This window comes from Paenibacillus polymyxa M1 (assembly GCF_000237325.1).
In the GTDB taxonomy this organism is placed as follows: Bacteria; Bacillota; Bacilli; order Paenibacillales; family Paenibacillaceae; genus Paenibacillus; species Paenibacillus polymyxa_C.
Genome location: NC_017543.1, coordinates 260,096 through 285,861 on the forward strand (window position 1 = coordinate 260,096; position 25,766 = coordinate 285,861).

A 25,766-nucleotide genomic window follows, 5' to 3' on the forward strand; every position below is an offset into this window, starting at 1 on the left:
GTGTCGTTTGGAATAAGAGGGAACGCCGGGTGCAGTGAAAGCTGCATGCCCGGTGTGATGCGGGGGAAAAGGTGGAGATAATCTCAAAACCTTACCTATCGCAATAGGATGCGTTGGCTGCCTTTCATGGATGCGACTATTTGCAAGTCGATATCTTTGGAGAGCATGTTGTTGTTCAAGGTTATATTGAGGCTAACTCTGCCCCTATTCAAAAAATGAAACGTGTTGTAGACAATGTATGTGGGTTAAAGAGGAAAGTCAGGGATATAACAGACATCCTCTCTGTTGTAAAGAAAAATGAAATTCTCCTTTCTCGAAAATCATTTCGTAAAGCCTCAGGATATCTTGGATATGAACAACTTGAGTTTGATCTTGGTGAAAACTTAACAAGCAGTTCAAATGCTTATTTGGCACCAAGCTTATCGAATTTAGAAATACCTTTACAAATTTCGAGTCTTTTTAGTGGAGCGGGCATAATGGATCTAAGTTTTTTAGAAGCTGGTTTCGATGTTGTTTTTGCTCTGGAACTCGATAAGGACGCTGTTGAGACTTACCGACATAATATTGGTTCTCATGTCATTCAAGGAGATATCACTAAAATCGATAAAAGCAGGATAGTCAAGGCTCCGATAATGATTGGGGGAAGCCCTTGCCAAGGACTTAGCAACTCCAATCGTTATACAAATTACTTAGATAATCCCAACAACCTTTTGCTTAAACATTTCATCGATTCAATTAAAAATAATAAAAATTGCAAGGTATTCGTACTCGAAAATGTACCTCGCATTTTGACAGCAGGAGAGGGGAAGTTCAAGGATGAAATATTTAATGTTCTATCTGATTTTGAAATAACAGCTGGTATCATGTCGTCTGCAGATATGGGAAGTGCACAAGCTCGTGAACGTGCGATATTCATAGGAAGTAAAATAGGTAAAATTGAACTGCCAGCTCCTCTACTAAAGCCGGAGGAATACAAGACTGTTAGAGAGGCGTTTAAAGGTTTACATGATACTATCCCAAATCAACGTCATGTATCAAAACCAAAAAAAGTAACGCTTGAAAGAATGAGTGCAGTTCCTCCAGGGGGGAATGTATTTAGTATTCCAGATAACATTCGACCCAAAGGTCAACATTCTGATATGTATAAAAGATTGGAATGGGATAAACCATCAGTTACGATCGTCAACCCAAGGAAATCTTGCATCCTTCATCCTGAAGAAGATCGGATTCTATCTGTACGTGAATGTGCTCGACTTTTTGATGTAAGCGACAATTTCGAATTTAAAGGTAAACTTTCATCAATGCAGCAACAGATTGCAAATGCTGTTCCTGTTCGCCTAATGCGCTCAGTGGCTGAAGCTATAAAAACCTCAATCCAGCGGTTTAACGATGCTCTAACCAACTTTAATGGCTTACAGCTCGTTTAAATGCTATTTCTTCTCTGTCGGATTAAATCATGTTACGATAGCTCCATACTTTGGTTTTAGTTTGCTTCCGCCATGCGGCAATGAAGCACTTGATCTAAATTCGCTAACAAGCGTCTAATCTGTGAAAAACACTACTTATGGTAGTAACAGATGGGCGTTTTTTTGTTGTGTTATTTAGGTAATTGGGCGTATGGAGAATTGATTAAGGAGCGATCTTATGGGAACTCAACTTTCATTTTCTTTTAATGAGAGTTTATTAATCACGGAACAAATGGATGTAGCAACTACTGTCTTGGATGGTAATCATATAGATCCTTTTGTGGAAGCAAACAAAAAATTTTTTGTGGACTACACTGGTGTTCAACTGTCATTAGAATTTACAAACACTAGTGAGGAAAAGTATATAAAAATAAAAGAGATATCAGAAATATTGAAAACTAAGCAAAGGTATACTCTACTCTTTTATGATGATCTAACAGGATTTCCAGTCGCAACTCAACTCACAATGCAGAAGGTTTTTGTAGCACCTGCTTCGGAATACGAAGAAGCCTTGCATTTAACATTTCGAGTAAAAAACCAGCGTCGGGGGACCGAAGTTATTTTAAACCCAAATAAAACGTTTATTATTTGGGAGGGCTATATCAATATTGACACGAACATATGGTTAGAATCCACAAGAAAAGATGGTTTTATAAGAAAAATGGCCAAGTACGGTAAAGTTGACGAATGCATTTTAAATTGTGGATTAAAATGGGCTGATAAGAAACCATTTATAGTTTATCGTCCTGTTGGCCAAATTTTTTAATTTTCTGCTTAACAAAAATACATTTATTAAAAACCCTCTGAGATTAAAAATCAGGGGGTTTTCACATCGGGAGGAAAATCATGGAGTTCATAATAACATTCACTGATCCAAAACATGCAGTAAAAATCGTGGAGGTACTTGAAAGGAATGACTACTTATTTCAGAGCATTCATACTCCCCATGAGTTATTGGAAATTAACTTTTTCTTTTGCGAAAATGCATTAATGGTTTCTAAAGGAAACCTACTTCTACTTGAATTGATCTCGGAACTGCCAGTAGCAAGCTTATTTTGTATTCAAAATTCACAGTATGAATTCGTTTATTCGGTTCAGGAAGGTACATAGAATGGAACAACTATCTTTATGATGTGGGTAGAATCAGTTTCTAAAACACTATAATTCATCTAATGTAGAGATTATGCTAGCATCGAAAAGGATTTCACCCTCTTGTTGTTCCGAAAAAAAGAAGATTTGTTCTTTCTAATGGTTAACTATAAATTATCAAATGAAGAAAAATGGAGACCAGGAAGTGATTCTTACTTTAGCTTTTTTAAATTCTTATTTGCCTTTTGAATTGCCAAGCGATCTTTCCAGAAAGGTGAAAGATAGAATAATTAAAATGTCATCAGGTAACTTGATATCAAGTGAAGAATGATTTATTATTTAAGTAGTTTATTATTTGTTTGTCCTCTTGCCATGCGGCTTAGAGAGGTTATGTATAAGATTACGCCCTGTGGGTGACTTTAGCATTTTTATGCTCATGTCATTCACAGGGCTTTTTTGCGCTACTTACGTCTAAGATTCTCTTCATCTTATCTATTCCCAGCGCACTTGTGATAAAGAATAAACCACTAACAGGAGGTAATAAAGATGTTTAAGATTAATTCAAATATTTTGCAACCGGTTGTAGCAGCTATGGCTAAAGCAATAAAAGATTCTGGGATTGGTGAACGAAATGTTTATATTAAAAATATTGATTTGGGGATTGTTTCATTTTACTTTAACTCTCCAGAACTCTCAGCGGAGAAACGTATCCCAGCTCAAGTTGAGTCTAGCTTCAATATAACAATTAGTATGAGAGAACTGGCCAAAAAAGTAGCTGGCCTGCCCAACAATGAAGAAATTCAATTTAAAGATGTACAATCAAAAGGTGGTAGTGTTCATTATGTTGAAATGTTATGGGGGAGTCATGGTAGACGAAGCAATATTTTCGTTCAAACCCTTAACGAAAATACAGAATTCTTAGAAGTTCCAGTTCTGAGCGAAAAAGTTCTATGGGGCCCCAACCTTTTGTCTCAACTGGTTAATAAGTTTAAAGCCTTTACTTTAAAATCATCGAGTGATGAGGCAAAACAATCCCCTGTTTTGTCCGGGATATTTATGTCACAGTCTCAAACGGGTCAATGTATTCTAAGAGCAGCCGATAGAAAGATAATGGTAAAATATATATCAGATTATCAGTGGGTTAAGGATGATGTAATTTTGGATACGGATCATTTGTCAGGTGTATCCAATCTCATATCGACGAAAACAGATGTTGAAGTAGGTGTGAGTAAAAAATCAGGCCTAGTAATCTTCCAGTCAAAGGATACTACTTGTGTCTGTCGAGTATTGAGTGGTATATATCCAAAAACTGACCAATTATTTAACTATGAGGTCAAATGTAAATACACTTTTGATCGGCCGGAGTTAATGGAACTTTGCTCTAGAGTACAAAAGATCACTGAAACAGGCACCAAGATGGTAATATTCGAAAACCGTAAAAATATCGTTTTTGCTGTTGTACCTAACGTCTTGGAGCAACAAATTGGCGCTTCAGTAGAAGGAATAAAGTGGAGCTTTGCTGTAAATGCTGAGAAACTTTTCGATTGCATTAAATTTTTTGAGGCTGAAGATGAAGTGACTTTATATCTTGAAGATCCTAATCGTCCTATTACTATAGGCTGCGATGAGTCCCCTGATATTCAGATGGCTATATCGCCATATAGTATCTCTGGACTGAATGCAGATCTTAAGGAGTTTGTCTCTGTCTGAGCATTAGAAAATAAAGGTTGTTTATGTAGCTAGCCAATGATAAAATATTCATGTAAACATTTATTCCTTTTCCCTCCGTCAAGCGACTAATGAGGGTTTATTTCATGCACAGCCATTCACCCCCAAAGGTGTAATTGTGTCTTTATGACGCATTTCACTTTTGGGGTTTTTTATATTGGAATTTAAGAATTTCAAATTGTTAATGATGCAGCTTTTTGATTTTCTTCATTTTTTACATGGCTATGCCATCCATTGACAGTAATGCGTGTGTTCTTATAATGGGAAATGGTATAGACCTCATATTGGGAGGTTTTACTAAATGAAAAAAGTAACGTGGGCGAATACTACGTATCTATCAATTGATCATGATTTAGACGATCTACAGAAATTTTACCTCACTCAGGAACTCAACAATAATCATGCACGTCCTATAACCTTACTCCGATCCATTGCAAAAGCGAAGGCGTTCAAACAACGGGTAAGATGGTTTTTTCAGGAGGCAATGATATTGTTAGGAATAATTATTGTCTTAATATTTATAGAAGTAACCTTTATAGTCATACAATTATAGGGGGATTAGGAAATGGAATTATTAATCATTATTCTGGTCTTCATTATTCCTATTATTGTAGGCTTTTGTAGTGGATTTTTAACAAATACAATGACAGTAGATAGGTCTGAAATTATTCAGGAACTTGATATTAGCAATGAAGATGTATGTAGACCAACTCCATTAACTCAAGAGTCACAAGAGTCTAATGGTCAATCACCTTTACCGGAAATTTCATCACTTCCACCTGCAGTGGAGCACAGTCTTTCACAACTTCTTAAGGAATTAGCTAACGATCAATCCGTTCAGGAAGACCAAATCAATGTGGAGCCTGAAAGCCAACGATTCTTGGCTCCTCCTAGTGATTCAGATATACCTCCAACATTACTTGATAATCAAAGCAATGAAGAAGTCTACGAAACACCGCCTCTTAAATTACCTGCTGACGAATATAATGCAATTGGCAGATTTTATGGGTATGATTTTGCAGATCAGGTAACAACAACACCTGAATTAGGTCCTTCCCTTAATGAGGTTGATATTATGATGGGAAGACTCAATTATCAAACGACTGACTGTCAGTTAACTTATAATAGAAAATCTGTTTTTTTAAAGGGAGAAAGCATTAAGCGGGAAATGGACGGGGAAGTTGTCATGGTCAAAGGATTTTTCCTTGACAGTGAGCTATTTTTCGTACAAGAAACCGATAGGATTGAAAGAAGTAAACAAGAACTGGATTTACAATATGGAAGTTAGAGGGAATTTGTTAATTCCCTCGCTTTTTTCAATCTATTTCAAAAGAAATAGATTGAAAAAAGCGGAAGTAACTTTCGCCTTATTTTAACATAGGATTATTTTCCTATGTTGGGTATCGACAACATACCTTTACTTGTAGTAAAATTACATCACAGGATAAAATGAACATTCATTTGAATATTCATCCTTGATTTGAATTACATACTTTTAAAGCCAAAAGCAGGTTTTTTGAGGGGGAGTTAGTTTGATGTCAGCATATAAGCATAATCGCGGTGGTAGTGAGATTCTAAGTAATAATAAGTTAATTGAGCAGATTCGCCTTTGCATCATTGGAGATTATCATCAAAAACTGTTCAGCGATTTCCCGAATGGCCATGGGGAAATTGAATACCATGTTCGTGGTGGGCAACTTCAAAGAAATATTCAAATTCGTAAATTAAGTCTCTTAGAGGACGATGTAAAGGATGTTGCATTTTCACGAAAGGGCTTAGAAATTCTTTTGAAAAAAACTGAGGAACGACTGACTAAATGGAAACCACTAGATTATGCTACGATAAGATTAAAAATTTATCTGGATGGTAATGGAGACATAAAGGATATCACAATTTCAGTCCAGGTTGAGCAACACTTTAAAAGATTCTAACTTGACAAAAGGATTAGAACCAATGATAATGTTCGCAGGGCACACACCTTTCAACTAAATATTTTAACAAGAGCGGAAGCACCGCCTATTCAGGTCAATACTGACCTGAATTAGGCTGTGCTTTTTTTGCGTTTTCAGGAAAGAGGTGGTCATTTTCGTAGGCCTTTTGATACACAAATGAGTAGTTCGAAAAAACGAAGGGAGATTGGAAGGTTTGAAAAAAAAGGTTGGGAGTATTTTACTGCTCTTATTGGTATGCATGACAGTTATAGCCCCATTGACTGCTTTTGCAGGAACGGGTGATGTCACATGCTCAGATGCTTTTGGTGCATCATCTGGATCTGCAGATTCAACAATTAAGACTACGTTACAATCTATAATTAAAATAATTGGCGGTGTTGGAGGCCTTTTATTTACTCTGGCTGTGATGGTCATCGCCGTCATGATTATTTTTGGTTCTATCAGTACGCAAAAACGTGGTACGTATTGGACGGCACTGATTGGTTGTTTTGCAGGTGCATTCGTATTCTTTAGTGGATATAAGTTTGCTGGAGCAATTGCCGAGCTTGCTCAAAATGGATCTGGATGTTAATTTGTAGCATTTCGAGTGGTATACGCCGCTCGAAATGTTTTTTCTATGGAGGTGAGCGCGATGAACGAAATACTGGTGCCGATTGATATAACGCAAGAAGAAAAGAGTGTTTTAGCAATTTTTTCATTGCGTCAATTTTTCTTGGTGGTACCTGTTGGCTTCTTCATGATCGCATTTATTATTTGGGGAAGCATTCCTTTTATAGATGGACTAACTGACTTCATTGTTCGGCTTGTTATGTTTTTAGGAGTAACAGGGTTCGCTGTTCTATTGGCGTTTTTCAAACTTGATAAGTACGAAATGTTTCTAAGTGATTTTATAAAAGTAAATTGGAAATTTGCAAGATCTCAGAAAACATATCTGTCCTGGTAAAAAAGGAGGGGGCGCTACATCGTGGATGGTTTTGATATTTTAATTTACTGCACTATGGGCCTCTTGGTTTTAACATTCATTTTTGTGATTTTTGCAAAAAAACGAATGGATCGTAATGAGCCCGTTTTTGGTTGGGCTAGAAAGCAACACTTACAGGAAAACGCTTTGGCTCATGGAAATATTAATGGTCCTCTTAAACTAAAAAAAGGCTCCGAGAGAGTTATAGACATGTTGGGGATTGAAAATATTGAAGCTGGAATCTTTGAAAAAAAGCACAATGAGTACTGCGTGGTGCTGGAAGCGAGTTCGGTAAACTACGACTTGCTCTCCGAAGGAGCAAGACAAGCTATTATTCTTGGATATAGCTCCTTATTTAGAGTTATTCGTTTCCCGGTTCAAATTTTAGGGCAAGCCGTTACACAAGATCTTCGAAAAGAAGAAGAAAGATTTTATGCAAATTTAGATCAATGTAATTTGCAAACTCGTGAGTACAATAAATCGGTCATACAACATATCAAAGAGCGGTCTCAAGATGAGTTTCGTATCTCTCGTAAAGTTTATTACATTGTTTCTTATGTTCCTCAAACAGGAAGAATGGGATCGTTATCACCAAAAGATAAGGCCAAAGATATTCGAGATGAATTGTACCAAAGAGCTTGGACAGTCGTTCAAATGCTGCGCCAGAGTGACATTGATTCGGAGATTTTAGATAGTCTTGGTGCAATGGAATTAATAAAACGCGCATTGAACAGGGACCGGATGGTTGTAAATCCAATTCAAGATGTGTTAGAACGTGAAAAACTCAGCTCTCTATATGTAACCATTGACCCAACAACCCTACCAGGCTATGAGGAGCTGGTAAATGATGTGGAGGAGGTACGGGACTATGCTAAAGAAGCTATTTAACAGAAAGAATAAAGTCCCGAGGAATGATTCAGCCCTATCTGACCGAATTTCTATGGACAAAGGAAAAGAAGATTCACGTGAATTCTCTTTCCCAAGTATGATTGATAATCTTGCTAATGAAGGAATTACTTTTGCAAAGGATCATTTTGAGATTCAAACGGGATTAGGCGATGTGAAATATGGCCGGTCATTTTTTGTCAAACCTTCTGGATATCCAAGAACGGTTAGAATTGGCTGGTTAGAAGGTCTATTCTCTGGCGATGACATGGACGTTTCTGTTCATATTGAACCACTAGATCGGACGGCCGCAATTAAAAAGTTGCAGAAGAAAATAGACGAGTTTGAGACCGTTGTCTATTCAGCTGCAAACCGCAACGAAGGGGCAAAGATTGAAGACTCGATACAAAAGCGTGATGATGCAAAGTTTTTACAAAGGCAAATCAAAAATAATCAGAACGGACTTTACTACGTATCGGTTCAAGGAACAATTTTTGCAAGTAATTTAAATGACTTGAATGCGAAATCGCGCGAAATCGAACGTATTTTAGGCGGAGAATCCATTGAAATCATTAATGCTTATGGTCGACAAAAAGAGGGCTTCTTGTCTTGTTTACCGCTTGGCAAGAATTATTTAGAGAAAACAGATCGCAACCTTGACCAATTGTCATTAACAGCCATATTTCCTCACGCTAGTTCAAAACTTAATCATAAGGGTGGCTTTCCTATAGGTCGATTTGGTCGAGATTATGTTTACTACAATAATTTCGACATTAGTCTAAATAACTATAGTATGGGTATCTTTGGGGTCTCTGGGTCCGGTAAGTCTGTATTGGTCAAGCAGATCATTGGACGAGGATTTATGGATGGGATTATGAAGAATGTAATTATTGACTGTGAACCCGAATACATCGCATTGACAAAGGTACTCGGAGGCATTGTCATACCCATATATCCTTCCAAATCAGAGCAAGCAAGCAGAATCAATCCATACGATATATTTCCTGAAAAGGAAGTCATAAATCAAGGTGAAGAGAACGAGTACACAGTTGAAAAGATCAATATAAATGAGAAAGTTAAGGAACTTTTGGAGTTCTTCAAAGTTATGAAAGAATCGTTAACTCGTGATTCTCATGGGTTAACTCCGATTGAAATAGAAGTGTTGGATGATGTCTTGGAAGAAATGTATCTTTCCCGAGGCATTACAGAAGATCCAGATAGTATTTACGAAAACGTAGAAGATATAGATGCTGAGGGAAGAATCACATACCGTCGCAAATATATTGACATGCCAACCATTTCAGAAACATACGAGAAATTATGTAAAATTCGGGATGAACATTATCCTGAAATAAAAGAACTGTGCACGATTGTTCATCTGTTTACACGAAAAAAAGCTTTTGGGATGTTCGATGGTCAAACTCAAATTGTATCTGATTCTGGTATATCACTTGATGCAGCCCCTGTGGTCACTTTTGATATTTCAAAGTTAAGTTCAAATGGGATAGAAAGACCGCTTGCACAGCACGTTCTTATGACATGGGTATGGAACAGATTTATCGTTTCTGATCCAAAAGTGAAAAAACGAGTCATCATAGACGAGGCATGGATGATGATTAAGTATAATACGATGATGGAATGGTTAAAGCAACTGTCTGCACGCGGACGGAAATGGAACGTTTCTCTTACTCTTGTAAGTCAACGTTATGAAATGTTTGATCGAACGGAAGCAGCTCGGGATGTCGTTGCCCAATTCGAAACGGTATGCTTCTTGAAACAATCTGATCAAGATATCATGCCAATTTTAAATACGTATCGATTATCTGAAGATGTTGGAAATATGATACGTACAGCAAATACCGGTGACGTAATCATGAAGGCTGGTAAGCAGATTGTAAGTTTTAGGTCTGAGCCAACACCTGATGAATGGGCATATCTGAATACAAACCAAAACATTGAAATGGGCCCTCCTCATAAAAAATTAGCTTCAAGGGAGGATATGATTGAATTCCTTGAGCGTCAGGTCAACTCTGAGGGAGAGGAAGTGGCATAAGTGAAACGCAGATTATCAATGGTTTTACTAGCCGTAATTCTCTCAATATTTTTTATTCAGAACACGACCTTTGCTGCAAATGATACAAGTCTTATAGGTCCTATTGGTTCTACGCAAGGCTCTGGTGATGGGAAACTATTCGACGATTCTAAAATTGAGCAAATGGAAAAGGATAAAGAAAACGCGAGCCTAACTGATGGAATTATGCTTGGATTCATTTTGAGTTTATTTAAAACCATTCATATTAGCAGCTTGCCTACACTTATTTTTGGAAATCCTTATGGTGATTCTGGAACTTTGAATTACGGAATCTTTAGCCAAGGTGAAATGGATAAAATTATTAATCCGTTAATAGGGTTACTAACAGGACTTTATGGATTAATACTAACAGCTGCAATTATGGTGTCATCCGCAAAATTCGGATTAAAAGCATATTCCCCACAAGCAAAAGCTGATTTTTGGACTGATATAAATATGTGGGTACTTTCGGCATTTTTTATGGGGAGCTTTTGGTTGATATTTAAGGTTATGATGAGCTTGAATCTTGCTTTAGTGTCCTCATTATACGATACATTACAGGGAACGGGTGTAGATACGAACGGAGTATCACTAATAGCAAGTGCGGGAAGTTTCAATATCGGTAATGCAATTGTTTATCTGGCCGAATTTGGACTTACGCTGTACCTTAACGTCATTTATATTGCTAGGAAAGTAATTATTATCTTCTTGGTAGTTCTATCTCCTTTTGCTGCTTATAGTTTGATCTTTCCCAAAACTAGAGCGTTTTTTGGGACATGGATGAAAGAATTAGCCGGCAACATTTTTCTTCAATCCATTCACGCAATTACAATTTTCGTCTTCGCCGAACTATCGAGTATGGCTGGTGGGGGAGCGGCTAATTTCTTTGCTATTATTTATAAACTTGGGCTGCTAATTATGTTTATCCCTATTACAGGAATGATTTCTAGATGGTTGAACTTGGGAGATTCCAGTTCCAAGCTTGGCCAAACGGCCACAATGATGGGCGCGGGATCTGTTGCTGGGGCTATGATGCTAGCTAAGGGAGCTGGAAACATGATGGGAGGCAGGCGATCTGGTGCATCAGCTCTTGGTCAGACGTCACCCGGAGGATCAAGTAGCCCAGGTGTACCTGGACCCGGGAATGATATGGGGAGTGATGCAGGAATGACAGCTCTTTCCATGGCGGCGAAAGGTGGTTCAGGTTGGCATAAATTTAAATCCATAGCCGGTAAGTTTGGAGCTGGTGCTGGTGGTGCGATGGGGGTAACTCTCGGACCAGCTGGAGTAGCAGTCGGAGCGAAATTAGGTTCCACGGCCGTGACAACAACCATGCAGGGTGCTCGCAATGTAAGCGCAGGTCTTGCTAACACAACAAGAACGGTAAAGGCCGCTTTTTATCCTGAAGGTATAAAAAAAGCTTATCAATCGGCTTCTGGTGAAGGATCAGGATTTGTAAGCAATATGAAAGCTTTGGGTTCTATGGGTAAAGAGAATTTTTCGAACATGTGGAACAACTTGGGTGAACGAAGAAAATTTATGGGCAACATGGGTGAGTCTGTTGGAAGCATGGTTGGTGCTGCTGGTATTGGACAGCAGGTAGGTCATATGCTTTCTGGAGCAAGTAGAGGTCGAATTCAAGCGGCTAGCGAAATGTATGGCGGTATGAATGATATGCAATTGCCTGACCTAGCAAAAAAATATGCTGGATTGAATGCTACTTGGGAACAAAGCAATAGCGGTTCTGCTTTTTATGTCCAAACCCCAACTGGAAAACAACGGATTAGTAACTATGGTGCAGCTGATCCGACTCTAAAACGAGGAGAAATCAGGGCAGCGGATTACAAGTTTCCTGGGCACAACGAAAAATATGAACGCCAGCCGAATGGCTCATATCGATTACCTGTTCCTGCATCTCAGAATATACCTGGTCCAATTGGATCTCAAAACATAAATCCTGGTCCGATTGGATTACCAGGCGGTTCAACCGAAAATCTCGCAAGAACCTCAGGAACTTATATCAGAGGTCAAGATGGGTCAAGGTATGAGGATAATCGGGTTGATGCTGGCAAGCTTAATCCTGATAGTTACTTCTCTCATAATATAAAAGGTGCTGACCGTAGAGATTGGTCTGATAAGGGGGCAGACCTTTTGTCACGTAAAACACAATCGAATACTCAATATTCCCCTCCTGCAAATAAAGTGAAGAGTTTAAACAGTATGGCAAATCAGGCTTCACACGAAAAAGAACGAGTGAAGAACAAAATTGTGCTATAGATTTATTGCGAGGATGATTTGGATAGTTTCCGAATCATCCTCATGTTGTATGAATGGACGGTGGTGAAATGAACGCACAGGACCTAGCGAATGATGCTGCCGGACAAGCAAGTGGAGCCGGTAAAAAAATTGCTAGGAAGGTAGCAAGGAAAGCAGCAGGAAAAGCAGCAAAATTTCTGAAAAAAATAGCAAAGGATTTCATAAAGAAATTATTGCTGGCTTTAGGAAAGAGTTTATTAGCCTTTATAGGACCTTACGGGTTAGCGATAATTGCAGTAGTGATACTAATTGCTGTTATACTCACAGCCATCCCTTATTCAGACTGGTTTTTGGGTGGTGGCTCGAGAACAGAGGCTCAAAAAAAGGCTGATATTGAATACGAGCAAAAATTTAAACTTGCTGCTGATAAAACAGTAGAAGAAATATACGGAATAGATGCAGATGCATCATGGAAGACACAACTCATAAATACTATCAAACCTAGTTGGGGGATACCTTCAGCACTGGTTAGATATCATATTGTTGCAAAAAATAAAAAAGTAGAATACTCAGATTATGATCCTAATGAATTAATTGAGTTTTTTAAACCGAAGTATAAATATACGACTATTAAAAATGATAAAGAGTGGACAAAAACTATCACAGCATGTGCAAACACAGGGACTGACATAGAATATTCAACCTATATTCGAGAAGACCACGATGTTCTATCAAAAGTTAGCTTCGATTACGGGGGAATGGTAATTAAGCCCTTAAAAAGATATTATCCAGGTGGAGGCACTACTAGGCCGAGTGAGTGGGAACTTGTTTGGAGAGATAAAAGCGATGATTGTACAATTACTCGCTATCGTCAATACGAAAAAACGATGGTTGACGATCGTTTTGTACCATCTCTCAACATTGATGTTCCAGAGTTTCAACAGATACTAATCAATCAAGGTATAAAAAAATCAGATATGAAACTGGTATACGAATTTATCAAAACTGCAGATCCAAGTTGGAACTCTATGCTGTATGGTGGTTACAGGGGGATTAATGCAGGTACTTATTTTGGACAGGCCCAGGTCACAGAAGCTGTTATGCGCTATGAATCCTTAGTTCGTAAATATGCCGAATTGAACGGTGTTGAAGATCAAGTGAATCTTATACTGGCATTAATACAACAAGAATCTGGGGGGAATTCCTTAGATGTAATGCAATCATCTGAATCAGCTGGATTACCACCCAATACGTTAACAGATCCTGAGATTTCAATCATGTATGGAGTTCGTCATTTCGCAGCAGTATTTAGGTCTGCGGGAGGGGATATCAAGTTAACCCTCCAAGCATACAATTTTGGGGGTGGATTCATAGATTATGCAAAAAAACGTGGGGGATATTCAAAAGAAAACGCCGTTGCTTTTAGTGAGATGATGGCTGATAAAAATGGTTGGAGAAGATACGGTGATGTAAATTACGTGGAACATGTACTTAGATATTATTCAGAAACTGGAAGTTTACAGGTAAGTTCGGATGGACAGATTTTTGACGTGCAGGAAGTGCTTAATGTCATGAGTAATTACATGGGTAGGCCTTATGTTTGGGGAGGTCGAAGACCGGAGCATGGTGGATTTGATTGTTCGGGGATATTGGAATATTCCTTTAATAAGATTGGTATCAATATGTACGGTACGGCTCAAGTACAATATAACAAAACAGTTCCGGTAAATCCTTCAGAAGCTATGCCTGGTGATCTTGTTTTCTGGGTGACCAAAGGAAGTGCACCTACTCACGTTGGTATGTATCTGGGCAATGATAAGTTCATCAATTCTAACAATAGCCACGGGCTTAGCATTTCTTCAATAAACACCTGGAACAAACTTTATCCTTTCTTGGGATATAGACGAATTGTAAAATAATCAAATAGCTCAGTATGAACTGATCATTAAGTCTTTCTTTAAAAAACTAGGATTAGGAGAAGAGACATGAAAAAAATATACTTTTTGATGGCTGTTTTGTTTCTCTTAAATGTTACTCAATTGGTGTATAGTCAACACTTAAAAGCGCAGCTAAAAGAACAGATTGTTCAGGAAGGAGCGGAAAATGCAAATAAAGAATTTATAGAAAAGTTTTTTACGTATCCAAATACAATGCAGCGTTATGATCAAATAAAACCATTGATGACCACAGAAGGGTTTAGTGCAGCCCTTCCTTCTGAAATTGATTTACCTCAGTATGATGAAAATACTCCTTCAGTATCATCAAAAATGAGTAAACTGCAGCCATTCCAGAATGTTGTAGATAGAGATAGAGCTGAGTTCATAAATCAATTTAAGGTGAGTACATCCTTCAATAATGTCGAAACCTCTCAAACAATTATAGTTCACACGGTGTTGCTTTACTCAGAAGAAAAAGGGTGGCAGGTGGATGATGTTCAATTCATCACAACGCTCGGAAATGAGAATAAGTAATTAATATCTTGAAGGAAAGGATGTTTCGGTTGGATGATCTATTTGACGGATTGAAAGTTCTTGTAGAGCAACTAGTTAGACTATTGCAATTGGTGGGTCTACCAATTTTCACAGTCTTGATTATTGTAGGCTTTTTACTTTTGTTGACGTCAGGCAAGAATCCACGGAGAAAGAAAACGGGTTATGTCTTTGTAGTTTTATTCGGTAGTGGAGCCTTACTTATTGCATATACACCTTTAATTGCACACTCATTTATGGGACTAGGGCCGCAATCAGCACATGTTGGAGATAGTGTGGAGAATATGGTCAACGGTGCAGGCTCCATTGGGCCTCAGCTCTTTACAGGTGTCTGGTATATTTCGATTCCAATCGTATTTACTATGTTTTACTATGGTCTTTTAGTACGGTTGTCAGCTGCCAAAAATCCACAGAAAAAGAGGTTGGGAATAGGAATGATGTTATTTAGTCCTATAGTCTTATTGGCGGCATATGTAGTACCAAAGCTGTCTCATATGTTGTAAAGTGTATAGGATAAAGTTTGACCCTAACTCACATTTATCCATCAATATATATGTTAATACGAGGAATCGGTGTAGTCGATTCCTCGTGTGGATTAAAACTATAGTTGAATGTCCTCTAGTCGTTCAATTGGATTACCTATGGTCGACTCTTGTCGTTCCAATGGGTCATAATTGCGAAGATCGTTAAAATCGAGTCCCGTTAAACCTTCGATCAATGATACTTTCACCTGAAAAGTCATGAATGCTCCTGGAACGTCTGCCTCTAGATCATTGAGGAAAGGCTTCTGTGAAACGAGGTATGCAGTAGCGGATCGCTCTCCGTTATCCTTTACAACTACCGCAACCTTCCAAAACTCCTCTGGAATTCGAACGCCACGGTAAACGATATCGTTCTCTCGAAAAATAGGGCCGTTAAATACAGTCATTTTTTGTTGATTGTTTTTTGCATGTTTCAGAAGGTAATCCTCGAGACCGAGCCATAAATTGTTGCTTTGATTAAAGTTGCAATGTTGGGGTGAACAGTTAGTAAAATGAAATGTATCCATATTCGCTTCTTCGGAATTATTACCCCAAACTGGATCTCTTCTTCTAACCAAATGGCCCCTATCAACCTTATTTCTTTTGTACAGCTCATTGCCGCATTGATAACTCTCGTCAATTCTTGGATCGTACCTCCAATTGTCATCTCTTCCAACATCTTTTAATTTCTTTCCGTCAATATTCACAACAGTATAAATTGCTAGGCGTCGAGATTTACTCATCACGATGGAAAAATGAGTGTAATTGAGGATGTTTTCTCCATTATTTAGTTTCGCTACATCGTTTGCTAAAGCTGAGCTGAGCTTGGGATGAGGAACATCCTGTCCGTCTCCTAAAAAAGTGGAATCGTACCCGGTAGAACCCTCGAACCATTCCAAGTTGAAAGGTTCTCCTACAACCATGCTTTCTTCTTGGTTGGGAACAATAGGTACATTGTGGCTCAAATTTTTAATTAGTGTTTTTTGCTGCTCTGAAAGAGAAGACATATTCTGTTCTATATAATTTAAAATGCTGCTGATGCGGACTCCCTCATTGGCGATAAATTTACCGGAATGATCTGGATCGGGAACACCTGCATGATGTAGAGCAACAACATCCCAATTGTCATTGAAAACTGCCGAACCAGAAGATCCCTTGCAGGTATCGGTAGTGTAATGAATAAAGTTATCAAGCATATCGGTAATTTTGTTCTCTCGGATGACTACTGCTTTATGGTTTCCCTCTGGATGCTGGATAACAGAGACGTATTCCCCTAACAGAATTTTCCCAGTTTGTTTCACAAGTGGCAGAAAACCATAATCTTGAATGCTCTTCCCTGCTGCCGATTTTTCTTGTACAGCAACTAAGGTAAAGTCGAGCTTTGAATCAGTCATAAAAAAGATTTCCGGTGCTAAACTGAATTCTTGATAAACTCGATCCTTGAAATTAATATCTTGTTCATAGTCAAATTGGGCAGTACTCATTCTTGAGATTTCCTGATTTTTCAGTACATGATTGTTCGTTAGAAGTAGTTGGGGAGAAACTAGAAACCCGGTACCATGCCCAGGCTCTCTTCCGCTACCATCATGAATAACAATTCGACAGACCGATTTTCCTGCTATAGTACCCTTCTCCAAATAATGAAACGGAAATAAATCGTTTCCGCCCACCATTCGTTCCAAAGTATATTCATCTCCTGGCTGGATCATCTTTTTTCTTGAATTTACTCGTTCGGGAGTATCAACTTCAATAGGTGTTTTAGATTGTAACCCCACTAAGTTTTGTTCTCTTATTGCGATTCTTTCAACATAACGTTGCATTGCTGATTGTTCCTGAGCCTGTTTTGCTGTTTTTTCATCAACTGTAAGAATAGACATGTAATTCATCTCCTATTTCTATTTATTAGCTACGTTCTAAATATTTTTTTATACAATGTAGGACGCCTAAATTTGAAGCAAGCACATGACAATCTGTGATCTGAATTACTTGATATCCCATTGATTCCCAAAGCGTTTTATTTTCTAAGTCAGTTTTTTGTAATTCACCCCATTCTCCATATCCGAATGTTGGAAGCCATACCTTTTTGCTCGTTGGTGTTCGCTCCACTAATGCGTTATTGTAGGTGCAAAAATACCACTGCCTTGTCTTCGTTTCCTTATCATCAAAATATGCCAATGGGAGCGGGTTGCGTTGTACTTCGAACCCATCCCGTCTTAATTGTTCGGCCACACTGTCAAATACATCATTCATGGAGTGATCCCACAGAGGAACAGCCAGTAAATCTGCTGCCAACTTGGGGCTGCCAACTAGAACTACATATTTACCTGTTTGATTTCGTCCAATAAGCGTAACAAACATATCAATATGAAAGAGGGGCTGTTGGGTTCCATCTATGTTTCCGTAATAAATATGTTCCGTCCACAATTCTCCACCAATGGTCACCCTTCTTGACCGTTCGATCGGAACAGGTACATTACTTTTAACGTAAAACAATTCTCTTGTGGTATCTAGATACTGTCCGTATGCGTGATAGACCGTTTGTTGAGGCGTTTCATCGCCGCTTGGAAGTATGGTGTCATTTACATATTTCAAAGTCAAAGCTGGATAATCGGCTCCGATAAGAAAAAAGGTATCACCAATTAATATATTCCCCCCCTGAAAGTGAAGTGGAGTTTGAAGAGAATCAAATTCCGTTTCGTTAGAGATATATTCTGCAACCATGGAATCTGCATAGCGAATAAAATCGAGAGGTTCCAAAAAGTAATGTTTGTTGGTATCGGAGTCATGCACGATGGTGTAAGCATCCTCCGCCCATACACTAAAATGTAAATTGTCTGGTAAGACTATTATGGTTGATTTTTCATCCCGGTTCACTTCTTGCAACCAAGATTGTACTTCCTCTTCACTGCCCTTGTTAACAATAATAATCAGTTCCACATACTCGGGAAGCTTATGCAACAAATCCATGTAAATTGCCTTGTAGGGGTTTTTTCTTTGTTCAGGATCATGAACGGCATAAGAGGGAATGGTAAACAATATTTTCTTGAAGGCACCTTCAGATGAGCTTATCAACTGGGGAGTCTTTAAATGAGCTTCAATGATTCGGGTTGATTCAAGGGTAGGGCGCGTTTTTGTATCCACATAATGATGTGGTATTGATCCTGATATAAGAGGGTAATGGGGTTGCCGAATAGCTGCCGTTTCATCAAGAACAGACACTTGCATCAAACCTTTCTTATGGATTTATTCGATATCGTGTCCCTCAGGCAAGCTGTATATTCATTTGATGGTTTGAACTTGAAATGAATACGTTTTGTAATAAAGGAGGGTTTGATGAAGTTTTAGGAAGACTAACCTTTATTAAGAAGAGAATATTTACAAAAGTGTAAATAACAAAACCGACATTTCTAAAATCATTGGTAACTAATGAGTAAGTCATAGAAGTAAGGTAAAACATTATAAGACGATTATCTGTTATTACCGTCTGAATTAGTGTCTAAATATAACAACTTAATTAGAATTAACATTTATCATATTGTGTTTTTTATAGGTATGTTATAAAATGGAAATAAGTTAAATGATTTATAGATAAACATATACGAAATTTTAAGATGGAGGGACTTCTATTTGAACAAAAAATGTAAATTGTGTGCGAATTATAATCCTCGTGAAGAGTCTTGCCAACTGCAAGCGAACTCTTTTGATTTTACTTCCAAAAATTGCGCTTATTTTATTCGCTATATGAATTTATTACCTCAAATAAAATCTTTTAATAGAAGAACTTTAACGGTGGTTACAAAAAGAGGTATCGAGCGTGCTATTCCTGCATATCCGGAATTAGATCTGTCGTTAAGATGCAATAGCAAGGGTGAAGTCGAATCGATTTTTACATATCAGGGACAGAGAGAGCTCATTCATGAATATGGACTTAGGGTAGCTACCGAAATTGCAAACAACAAAGGTATTCGGTTGTATGTATTACCAGAAGAAGAATATAAGGAGAACACTAAAGAGAAATACGGATGTACAAAAGGGGAGCAACCATTAAAGAATTTATATTGGATGAGCGAATATCCAATTGAGGTATGGACGTAGATGGTTTATAGAAAAAGCTTTTCTATGTGTGTTCTTCCGGAACTATAGACCCCAGTTAAGAAATACTGTGCTGTAAATAATACATCGATCTCCTTTGTCTGAGGGCGGACACTCGTTTCTCTTTTATTCAAAGGAAGTTTTTGGGCCTTACTTGAACGCATTAAACTGCTATATTGCATATAAAAAATTATGATTTTTAATCTTATTTCTCGAATAATAAAGATTAAGATATACTCTAATAAGAATCCTTTATCAGTGAAGTATCATAGTTCAACATGTTTGATTAAAATTAAAGCGTCAACTAGATTTATTGATTCAAGTTCAAAATTAATATTAAAAAAATCGGAAGCACCGGTGATTACACTCTAAAAAGGAGTGTCTTCACTGAGTGCTTTTGTTCATTTAAAGGGGGAGAAGTTTTGAAAAGAAAAATTAAAGCTGTAGTAATTTCTGTATCTGTTTTGTTGGTATTCTGTCTTATGGTTGCAATGGTTTATGCGAATAGTAAGGACAACCAGCCTAAGGCGGTTAAATCGGGAATATCGTTAGATCATTTCGATAATCAGCCGGTCTTAGGTAAAAAGGATGCTCCTGCTACTATAATTGAATTTGGCGACTTTAAATGTCCTGGATGCAAGCACTTCGCCTCAGATATCTATCCAAAATTGATAAAGGAATATATTAATACTGGAAAGGCAAACTTCAAATTTGTGAATTTTCCTTTCATTAGTCCTGACTCCTTGACTGCAGCAGCGGCTGGTGAATATGTAGCAAAGAATAGCCCTGAAGATTTCTGGGTCTACTATGAGCAAATCTATAATCTTCAAAAAGATGAATCTGAAAACTGGGCCACAATTGCTTATTTAGTTGAAATAGCAAAGATTGCAAAGGTCAAAGTCGATTATAACGAAATGGAGAGATCGCTAAAAGCAGGAGAATTTGATGAAATGGTAAATAAAGACTTGAATTTTTCTCGTGGATTGGGGATTCGGCAGACACCTACACTTGTTGTAAACGGAATGGTCATTGAAACAGGTGGCCTTGATTATGAACAGATTAGGAGCGCAATAAATGATGTCATTAATAAAACGGAGGAAAGAAAGTGATCAAAAAAACGTATCAGTATTATGGAATTCTGATGGCTTGGTTTGTCTCAATTTGTGCTACATGCGGTAGCCTTTATTTTAGTGAGATTCTACATTATGAACCTTGTAAATTATGTTGGTTGCAACGAATTTGTATGTATCCTCTAACTGTGATTTTGGGATATGCAGCATTAACTGAGGATAAGAAATATGCTCGTCCTGCATTCTTGCTTTCATTTATTGGTTTAGGTATTGCGATGTATCATTATTTAGGCCAAAAGTTTGTGTCTCTTGAAAGAATGCTATCTTGCAATATAGGAGTATCATGTAAAACAGACTACACTAACTGGCTCGGTTTTATAACAATACCTTTGATGGCATTAACAGCTTTTACACTTATATTATCATTATTATGGATGACTAATAAAAAGGTCTCCTAGAACTATATGGTGGACGGAAAAATATTAAAACATTCCTTAGTCCTCGGCCAAATCAAAACACTCAAAAAGTGGTCTACATTTACAGGAGGGAATTTTATTTACGGGCAAGCTTTATAAGTATTTTTGAAAACTCGTGTATTTAACGTTACTTTAGAAAATCAAAAGGAATTCAGCTAGTAATGGACACCATAGCATTTCTTTTGAGAATTTCTGCAGGATATTTTGTTAAGAACGAATCCTAAATTTCTAGTGTGCTTCTCAAATTAGAAATTACCGATTATAATTTTTATATTACCTTTAACTTTTTGGCGAAGTCCTGGGACATATCTGCTGACTGTTTTTAAAGAACCCTCTTTAAGAGAATTACTACTTTTCTTAATAAGTAGAATAGTCTCTTTAACGTGGGTTCTTTTTTGTCCCCAATAGAAAGGAGATGATGATAATAAAAATTGAAGTGAAATAGTATAAAGCATAATGAATTAAATTTTGAAAGACCACAGAATCCCAAATGGGAAAGTTGTGGTCTTTTTCGCTAAAGGAGTGGGAGCACGTTAAGAAGCTATTCAGGTAGAAAAGATGAATTTAATATGGAGAATGTTTGATTTTTCTCGTTATATATTATATGAAGCAAAGGAATAAATCTGTAAATTTACTTGAAGCTTTATTCTGAGAGAGATCTATAAAGTTTCTGTTTATGAGGACTTTATAATAAATTAGTTTGAAAAACTGATCCCGAGGGGAAGGTTGTATCAAGTGGTGCTTGGAGTCTTATGATGCGAATTCGCCCATTACTACATAGTTGGGTATAGACGAACTTCCGAGTGTACGTGTCTAGAGATTCTGTATGTAGAAATGCAGACTGCTGTTTCGGCAGTGTTGGATGTAATGAGTAATTTTTGTGGTGTAAAAATTCAATTATTGTTAAAGGCAGTAATCGATTTTTATCGTGTTCAACAGGCTCATAGAAAGCATCTAAGGGTTCATGATAAAAAAGCCAAATAGAAGTTCAGAATGGAGAATGTAAAAATGGAAAAACAAGAAGCTAAAATTGAATATAACAATAACGAGTTTTTTTTCTTTCAGCATAGTTTTAAAACTGCTTTGGAACACGCCAACGATTTTATTGCAAGGAACAAAGGGAAATTTGAAATGAAACTTTTTATATTAAACGGAAGCAATTATGGGCAGCAATGGAAATTGATAGAGGTGTGTAAAAAATAAAGTTGTTTTGACACTTGTTATTCTAAATAAAAAACCTTTATTCAAACTTTTAATCAGAGTGGAGAATGAAACAGTGATAGTAGAATCTAAGTGGGAACATGAAACCTATAACTATGAAGATACTGAAGAAGCTATAAAACATGAAAAGCAAATGATTGATGATGGTTGGGAAATTGTTGGCAGATGGACGGAATTGGAAACTGAATTTCGTAAGTCTAAATAAAACTTGATTCAATACAGAATGGAGTGGGAGAAAATGATTCCAGTCGATAAATATAATTCAGTAATTGAAGGCAATAACCTTCTTATTGAAATAGGTGGTAAAACACATAAAGGGTTCTATGTCAGCTATAATAGTCATGACCGCGCTATTTATGGTGCAGATACAACCGCCCTTGTGCTTGGACAAATGGACTTATTCTTCATCTTGAATGGGGATCATCGTAAACAGTACAAAGAAATCATCGAGCAGGGTTTCGATGCTTGTTTAACATATTTTAAGGACAATATCCGTGACCTCAACAAGTTCAGTGACAAAATTTCAGTCTAAAATACACCTTGATTCAATACAACATAGGGGGAGTGGTCGCTTGTCGAAAGAAGAGGAAGAGCTTCATCGCATATACAAACAAGCGATGAGACGAATTGATGAACTTGTAGAAGAGGTTTTTAAAATTTGCGATGATGTTGCAGATACAAACCATTACGAAAAGGATTGGGTTTTAGATCGATTCAGAGAGAAATTCAATAAAGCAAGGAGAACTTCGAAATAATTCATTCATAAAAATGTGCTTTTAGTCTGTGCCTAAATAGATATGTGCATAGAGAAAGTCGCATCCGACATTACAACAAGCTATGTGCTCATAGCGCTAAACGGAGATTACCTAGACCAAGAAGCCATTGGGCTAATGCCACGGGGTCTGAATATCTGGCATGGTAACGGAGTTTTCATAGTGTCCGAGCTAGGGAAAACATTAGTACACCTAAATTGGAGAATATGGGACATTCACAAATCATTGAGAGGTGAAGATAGTGAAGTATGTTTTTTTACCTCTCATTGACTTGATGGGAATCACAGACGGCTTAAATGAAGGAAAGAATGTTAACGGTAGTAAGGTTTACGAGCGTTTTCACTTTTTCTCTCCTCATGACTTTAATATGGCATCGATAATGGAATATTACTGTGTAATAGCTATCGAAGGGGTAGACGTCCGGGGAGTAATGCTGCTTTATCGAGATCCTCAACACCCTTTAACGTACAGTATTTCGTATGTCGATGTTAGAAAAGACCACCAAAGGCAGGGAATTGCTAAGAGTCTCTACAGAACATTGAACGGTCTTTTGAGTCCCAATAATGTCGTAATAGGGACCGATCTTACTGTTGAAGGTAAGGCAGCTAGACTGAAAATAATTCGTAAAAAAACAATCACGAACTGCCACTCATTCGATAACTTTAATCAATATTTAGCGTATCTCTCTTTCCTCAAAAACGTGTGAGCTGGTGAAGGAAGACAGGTGTTGATTAAAAGTTTAGGAAGAGGTGTGAGACCATGAGAAATCCCAACTTGTATTAGTCAATCTAATCAAGAACGCCCAAAAGGAAGATTACCTCTTTACCGATCTTTACCGCATTCTATTTAACCATGACTTCTATTTAAGGCATATGCCAAAATTAAAGGGAAGGAAGGGAACATGACTGCCGGTACAGACGGAGAAATGATCGATGGCTTCAATATGGAACTGGTACGTAAGCTTTACTATTGACTTGGAAAGATATGTGAGGTAATATGTGGATTAGTTTCTTTTGGGAATTGTCTCTCGCCATATGTGCGAGTGTTGATTGAAAGGTTCAAAATATGTATCTATCAAAAGACGCCACTTGCATTGCATATGGTGTCTTTTTTACATAACACTACTACAAATATTTCAAAGAATTTGAGACTAACCACTTTAGAATCAACAGACTTTTATGCAACTAATTATAAATTATAAAAGAGGGGATAGTTGGGTAGTAACAATCATTGATTGATGCAAGGAAATCATTTTGAAAAAACAGACTAATGATTCTCCATCTCGTGATTTTATTTCTAAATTATTTTATAGTAGTGTAGGGTGATATAATTGGATAATCTTATCGTTGAGAATTCAACTAAGATTTTTTCTGGAAAAACATCTGAAGAAAATGTAAACTTAATAAATTTGTTTTTAGAAAATATAGATAAAGAAACCCATGACGATCTTGACATAGTGAAAGTTATAACAATTTTTGAAGAAATATGGTGTGACCTAAAATATGGGGTGAAGGAGGCAACTCTATTTCTTAAAATTGTTGAATTCTTGTTGAAATGTGAGGTTGAGTCATTAAAAAAACACGCAAATAATTTAGGGATTACTTACACGGCAAAAGATCTGAAAAAGGGGAAAGACGGAATAATACAAAGATTGCTAGGAAAATATCACAGGAAAAACGTTACAAATTATTTTTCTAACTATTTAGTTTTTAGTCACGCGGAAAGTATTGATGTTTTTAAACGTGAACCAGATGGGTCTTTAAATGCCTTAGTTTCAGAGATTAAACTAGAAACTCTTGCATGGATTATTTTGTATCAGTCACAAAGGGAAGATTTATTACAACATCTTAAAGAGAGTTATCCGAAGGATTATGCCCTCTTTTTATGGAAGTGTTTAATGTGTTATATAACTATGGATTATGAGATCATCATGGATAAGCCTTATGAATTGTCATTCAAGAAGAATCAAATACAACAAGAAAATAAGAAACTTCATAAAAATCTTAAAACAGCCATTAATAATACAAGTAAACTTCGACGAACTATTCATGAGAAAGAAATGAATGAAAAAGCTCTTCTTACACAAATGCATGACTTATACAATGACGCTGTTAAGCAGATCGAAGATCTTAAAAGGCAATTACAACAGTTGAAACAGGATCATAATCTGGAATTATCCTATATAAGAGAGATGTTTGAAGAAGAGCGAGCCTATTATCAGGAAACTATTAATACTCTACGGCAAAAGTCTTTTATTGAAGACATTATCCCTGAAAAAAGCGATTTAGCTGGCCAAACCCTTGCGATCATTGGAGGTAATAGGGAGCGTCATTATAGAGAAATTGTAAAACGGTATAATGGGGAGATCAACTTTGTTCCTGAAGATAAGCTTAGTCTAGTAGAAGGTGCCGTTTTAAAAAGTGACGTGGTTTTCTTTCTTAGTGGAATTGCAGGTCACGTTCACTGGAGAGATGCTTTAAATGCAGCAAAAACAAAGGATATCCCTTTTATTTATGTAAATACGAAGGGAGTAACTACATTCGAAGGCTTATTACTTCAATATATTAAACAAAGCCATGAAACTGGTTTTCGAATTCAGTCTAGTTAATCATCGATCTGGATCTCACCTTCACTTTACATAAAAAGTAGTAGACCATATAATAGAAGCATAAAATAATTTTTTGGGGATGGAGTCAGGCGATACCATCTTATTAAG

Annotated in this window: 25 protein-coding genes; 23 read left to right on the forward strand and 2 right to left on the reverse strand. The window is 37.2% G+C overall.

Going from position 1 to position 25,766, the window contains the following annotated elements; translation table 11 throughout:
* The first annotated feature begins 140 nt into the window (after window positions 1-140).
* The 14 genes from PPM_RS27450 to PPM_RS27520 all read left to right on the forward strand — a co-directional run bounded on the left by PPM_RS27450 (window position 141) and on the right by PPM_RS27520 (window position 15,400).
* The gene (locus tag PPM_RS27450; RefSeq protein ID WP_230493820.1) at window positions 141-1,427 is read left to right on the forward strand and encodes a DNA cytosine methyltransferase; all 1,287 of its coding nucleotides are present in this window, start codon (window positions 141-143) and stop codon (window positions 1,425-1,427) included.
* 217 nt (window positions 1,428-1,644) lie between these two features.
* Window positions 1,645-2,232 (forward strand): hypothetical protein, encoded by a 588-nt coding sequence (locus PPM_RS27455; protein ID WP_014600247.1) that lies wholly within the window; start codon window positions 1,645-1,647, stop codon window positions 2,230-2,232.
* 80 nt (window positions 2,233-2,312) lie between these two features.
* A complete protein-coding gene (locus PPM_RS27460; RefSeq protein ID WP_014600248.1) occupies window positions 2,313-2,576 on the forward strand; it encodes a hypothetical protein in 264 nt (87 codons plus the stop codon).
* Between the two features lie 525 nt (window positions 2,577-3,101).
* Window positions 3,102-4,265 carry a hypothetical protein gene (locus PPM_RS27465; protein ID WP_014600249.1) on the forward strand — a complete coding sequence of 388 codons (1,164 nt, stop codon included), beginning with the start codon at window positions 3,102-3,104 and terminating at the stop codon, window positions 4,263-4,265.
* Window positions 4,266-4,848: 583 nt separating this feature from the next.
* On the forward strand, window positions 4,849-5,571 hold the full coding sequence (locus tag PPM_RS27475; RefSeq protein ID WP_014600250.1) for a hypothetical protein: 723 nt from the start codon (window positions 4,849-4,851) through the stop codon (window positions 5,569-5,571).
* Window positions 5,572-5,818: 247 nt separating this feature from the next.
* Window positions 5,819-6,214 carry a hypothetical protein gene (locus PPM_RS27480; protein WP_025677221.1) on the forward strand — a complete coding sequence of 132 codons (396 nt, stop codon included), beginning with the start codon at window positions 5,819-5,821 and terminating at the stop codon, window positions 6,212-6,214.
* A gap of 214 nt (window positions 6,215-6,428) precedes the next feature.
* A complete protein-coding gene (locus PPM_RS27485; protein ID WP_025677223.1) occupies window positions 6,429-6,806 on the forward strand; it encodes a TrbC/VirB2 family protein in 378 nt (125 codons plus the stop codon).
* Between the two features lie 60 nt (window positions 6,807-6,866).
* Entirely contained in the window at window positions 6,867-7,178 is a 312-nt protein-coding gene (locus tag PPM_RS27490; protein WP_014600253.1) for a PrgI family mobile element protein, read from the forward strand.
* Window positions 7,179-7,199: 21 nt separating this feature from the next.
* The gene (locus PPM_RS27495; RefSeq protein WP_014600254.1) at window positions 7,200-8,084 is read left to right on the forward strand and encodes a hypothetical protein; all 885 of its coding nucleotides are present in this window, start codon (window positions 7,200-7,202) and stop codon (window positions 8,082-8,084) included.
* Entirely contained in the window at window positions 8,065-10,134 is a 2,070-nt protein-coding gene (locus PPM_RS27500) for a VirB4 family type IV secretion system protein (RefSeq protein ID WP_025677225.1), read from the forward strand. The genes PPM_RS27495 and PPM_RS27500 overlap by 20 nt, the downstream gene beginning before the upstream one ends.
* Window positions 10,135-12,429, forward strand: a complete 2,295-nt coding sequence (locus PPM_RS27505) for a hypothetical protein (RefSeq protein WP_014600256.1) — start codon at window positions 10,135-10,137, stop codon at window positions 12,427-12,429.
* A 68-nt stretch (window positions 12,430-12,497) separates the two neighbouring features.
* Complete coding sequence (locus tag PPM_RS28140) at window positions 12,498-14,327, forward strand: bifunctional lytic transglycosylase/C40 family peptidase (protein WP_014600257.1); 1,830 nt, start codon at window positions 12,498-12,500, stop codon at window positions 14,325-14,327.
* Between the two features lie 66 nt (window positions 14,328-14,393).
* Window positions 14,394-14,879, forward strand: a complete 486-nt coding sequence (locus PPM_RS27515) for a hypothetical protein (protein ID WP_014600258.1) — start codon at window positions 14,394-14,396, stop codon at window positions 14,877-14,879.
* A gap of 29 nt (window positions 14,880-14,908) precedes the next feature.
* A complete protein-coding gene (locus tag PPM_RS27520) occupies window positions 14,909-15,400 on the forward strand; it encodes a hypothetical protein (protein WP_025677229.1) in 492 nt (163 codons plus the stop codon).
* 98 nt (window positions 15,401-15,498) lie between these two features.
* Here PPM_RS27520 and PPM_RS27525 read toward each other — a convergent pair whose 3' ends face one another.
* Complete coding sequence (locus tag PPM_RS27525; protein ID WP_014600259.1) at window positions 15,499-17,295, reverse strand: DNA/RNA non-specific endonuclease; 1,797 nt, start codon at window positions 17,293-17,295, stop codon at window positions 15,499-15,501.
* A 25-nt stretch (window positions 17,296-17,320) separates the two neighbouring features.
* Complete coding sequence (locus PPM_RS27530; RefSeq protein WP_014600260.1) at window positions 17,321-18,637, reverse strand: hypothetical protein; 1,317 nt, start codon at window positions 18,635-18,637, stop codon at window positions 17,321-17,323.
* Between the two features lie 408 nt (window positions 18,638-19,045).
* Between PPM_RS27530 and PPM_RS27535 the strand changes: the two genes are divergently transcribed.
* From PPM_RS27535 to PPM_RS27570, 9 genes are all read left to right on the forward strand, one after another.
* Window positions 19,046-19,513 carry a hypothetical protein gene (locus PPM_RS27535; RefSeq protein ID WP_014600261.1) on the forward strand — a complete coding sequence of 156 codons (468 nt, stop codon included), beginning with the start codon at window positions 19,046-19,048 and terminating at the stop codon, window positions 19,511-19,513.
* Window positions 19,514-19,932: 419 nt separating this feature from the next.
* On the forward strand, window positions 19,933-20,619 hold the full coding sequence (locus PPM_RS27540; RefSeq protein ID WP_014600262.1) for a DsbA family protein: 687 nt from the start codon (window positions 19,933-19,935) through the stop codon (window positions 20,617-20,619).
* Entirely contained in the window at window positions 20,616-21,038 is a 423-nt protein-coding gene (locus PPM_RS27545; protein WP_329799643.1) for a disulfide oxidoreductase, read from the forward strand. The genes PPM_RS27540 and PPM_RS27545 overlap by 4 nt, the downstream gene beginning before the upstream one ends.
* Window positions 21,039-22,064: 1,026 nt before the next feature.
* On the forward strand, window positions 22,065-22,259 hold the full coding sequence (locus tag PPM_RS27550) for a hypothetical protein (RefSeq protein WP_025677237.1): 195 nt from the start codon (window positions 22,065-22,067) through the stop codon (window positions 22,257-22,259).
* Between the two features lie 73 nt (window positions 22,260-22,332).
* On the forward strand, window positions 22,333-22,482 hold the full coding sequence (locus PPM_RS29490) for a hypothetical protein (RefSeq protein ID WP_155252305.1): 150 nt from the start codon (window positions 22,333-22,335) through the stop codon (window positions 22,480-22,482).
* A gap of 33 nt (window positions 22,483-22,515) precedes the next feature.
* The gene (locus PPM_RS27555; RefSeq protein ID WP_014600265.1) at window positions 22,516-22,809 is read left to right on the forward strand and encodes a hypothetical protein; all 294 of its coding nucleotides are present in this window, start codon (window positions 22,516-22,518) and stop codon (window positions 22,807-22,809) included.
* Between the two features lie 40 nt (window positions 22,810-22,849).
* Window positions 22,850-23,032, forward strand: a complete 183-nt coding sequence (locus PPM_RS27560; protein ID WP_014600266.1) for a hypothetical protein — start codon at window positions 22,850-22,852, stop codon at window positions 23,030-23,032.
* 259 nt (window positions 23,033-23,291) lie between these two features.
* Window positions 23,292-23,756 (forward strand): GNAT family N-acetyltransferase, encoded by a 465-nt coding sequence (locus PPM_RS27565; RefSeq protein ID WP_014600267.1) that lies wholly within the window; start codon window positions 23,292-23,294, stop codon window positions 23,754-23,756.
* Window positions 23,757-24,380: 624 nt separating this feature from the next.
* Entirely contained in the window at window positions 24,381-25,658 is a 1,278-nt protein-coding gene (locus PPM_RS27570) for a DUF2325 domain-containing protein (RefSeq protein ID WP_014600268.1), read from the forward strand.
* Window positions 25,659-25,766 lie beyond the last annotated feature (108 nt).

Bases quoted from the DNA above. Each gene is read 5' to 3' on its own strand.
- PPM_RS27550 (WP_025677237.1), top strand. From the start codon at position 22,065: ATGGAAAAACAAGAAGCTAAAATTGAATATAACAATAACGAGTTTTTT.
- PPM_RS27525 (WP_014600259.1), bottom strand. From the start codon at position 17,295: ATGTCTATTCTTACAGTTGATGAAAAAACAGCAAAACAGGCTCAGGAA.
- PPM_RS27480 (WP_025677221.1), top strand. From the start codon at position 5,819: ATGTCAGCATATAAGCATAATCGCGGTGGTAGTGAGATTCTAAGTAAT.
- PPM_RS27500 (WP_025677225.1), top strand. From the start codon at position 8,065: ATGCTAAAGAAGCTATTTAACAGAAAGAATAAAGTCCCGAGGAATGAT.
- PPM_RS27465 (WP_014600249.1), top strand. From the start codon at position 3,102: ATGTTTAAGATTAATTCAAATATTTTGCAACCGGTTGTAGCAGCTATG.
- PPM_RS27515 (WP_014600258.1), top strand. From the start codon at position 14,394: ATGAAAAAAATATACTTTTTGATGGCTGTTTTGTTTCTCTTAAATGTT.
- PPM_RS27475 (WP_014600250.1), top strand. From the start codon at position 4,849: ATGGAATTATTAATCATTATTCTGGTCTTCATTATTCCTATTATTGTA.
- PPM_RS27460 (WP_014600248.1), top strand. From the start codon at position 2,313: ATGGAGTTCATAATAACATTCACTGATCCAAAACATGCAGTAAAAATC.
- PPM_RS27555 (WP_014600265.1), top strand. From the start codon at position 22,516: ATGATTCCAGTCGATAAATATAATTCAGTAATTGAAGGCAATAACCTT.
- PPM_RS27490 (WP_014600253.1), top strand. From the start codon at position 6,867: ATGAACGAAATACTGGTGCCGATTGATATAACGCAAGAAGAAAAGAGT.
- PPM_RS27455 (WP_014600247.1), top strand. From the start codon at position 1,645: ATGGGAACTCAACTTTCATTTTCTTTTAATGAGAGTTTATTAATCACG.
- PPM_RS28140 (WP_014600257.1), top strand. From the start codon at position 12,498: ATGAACGCACAGGACCTAGCGAATGATGCTGCCGGACAAGCAAGTGGA.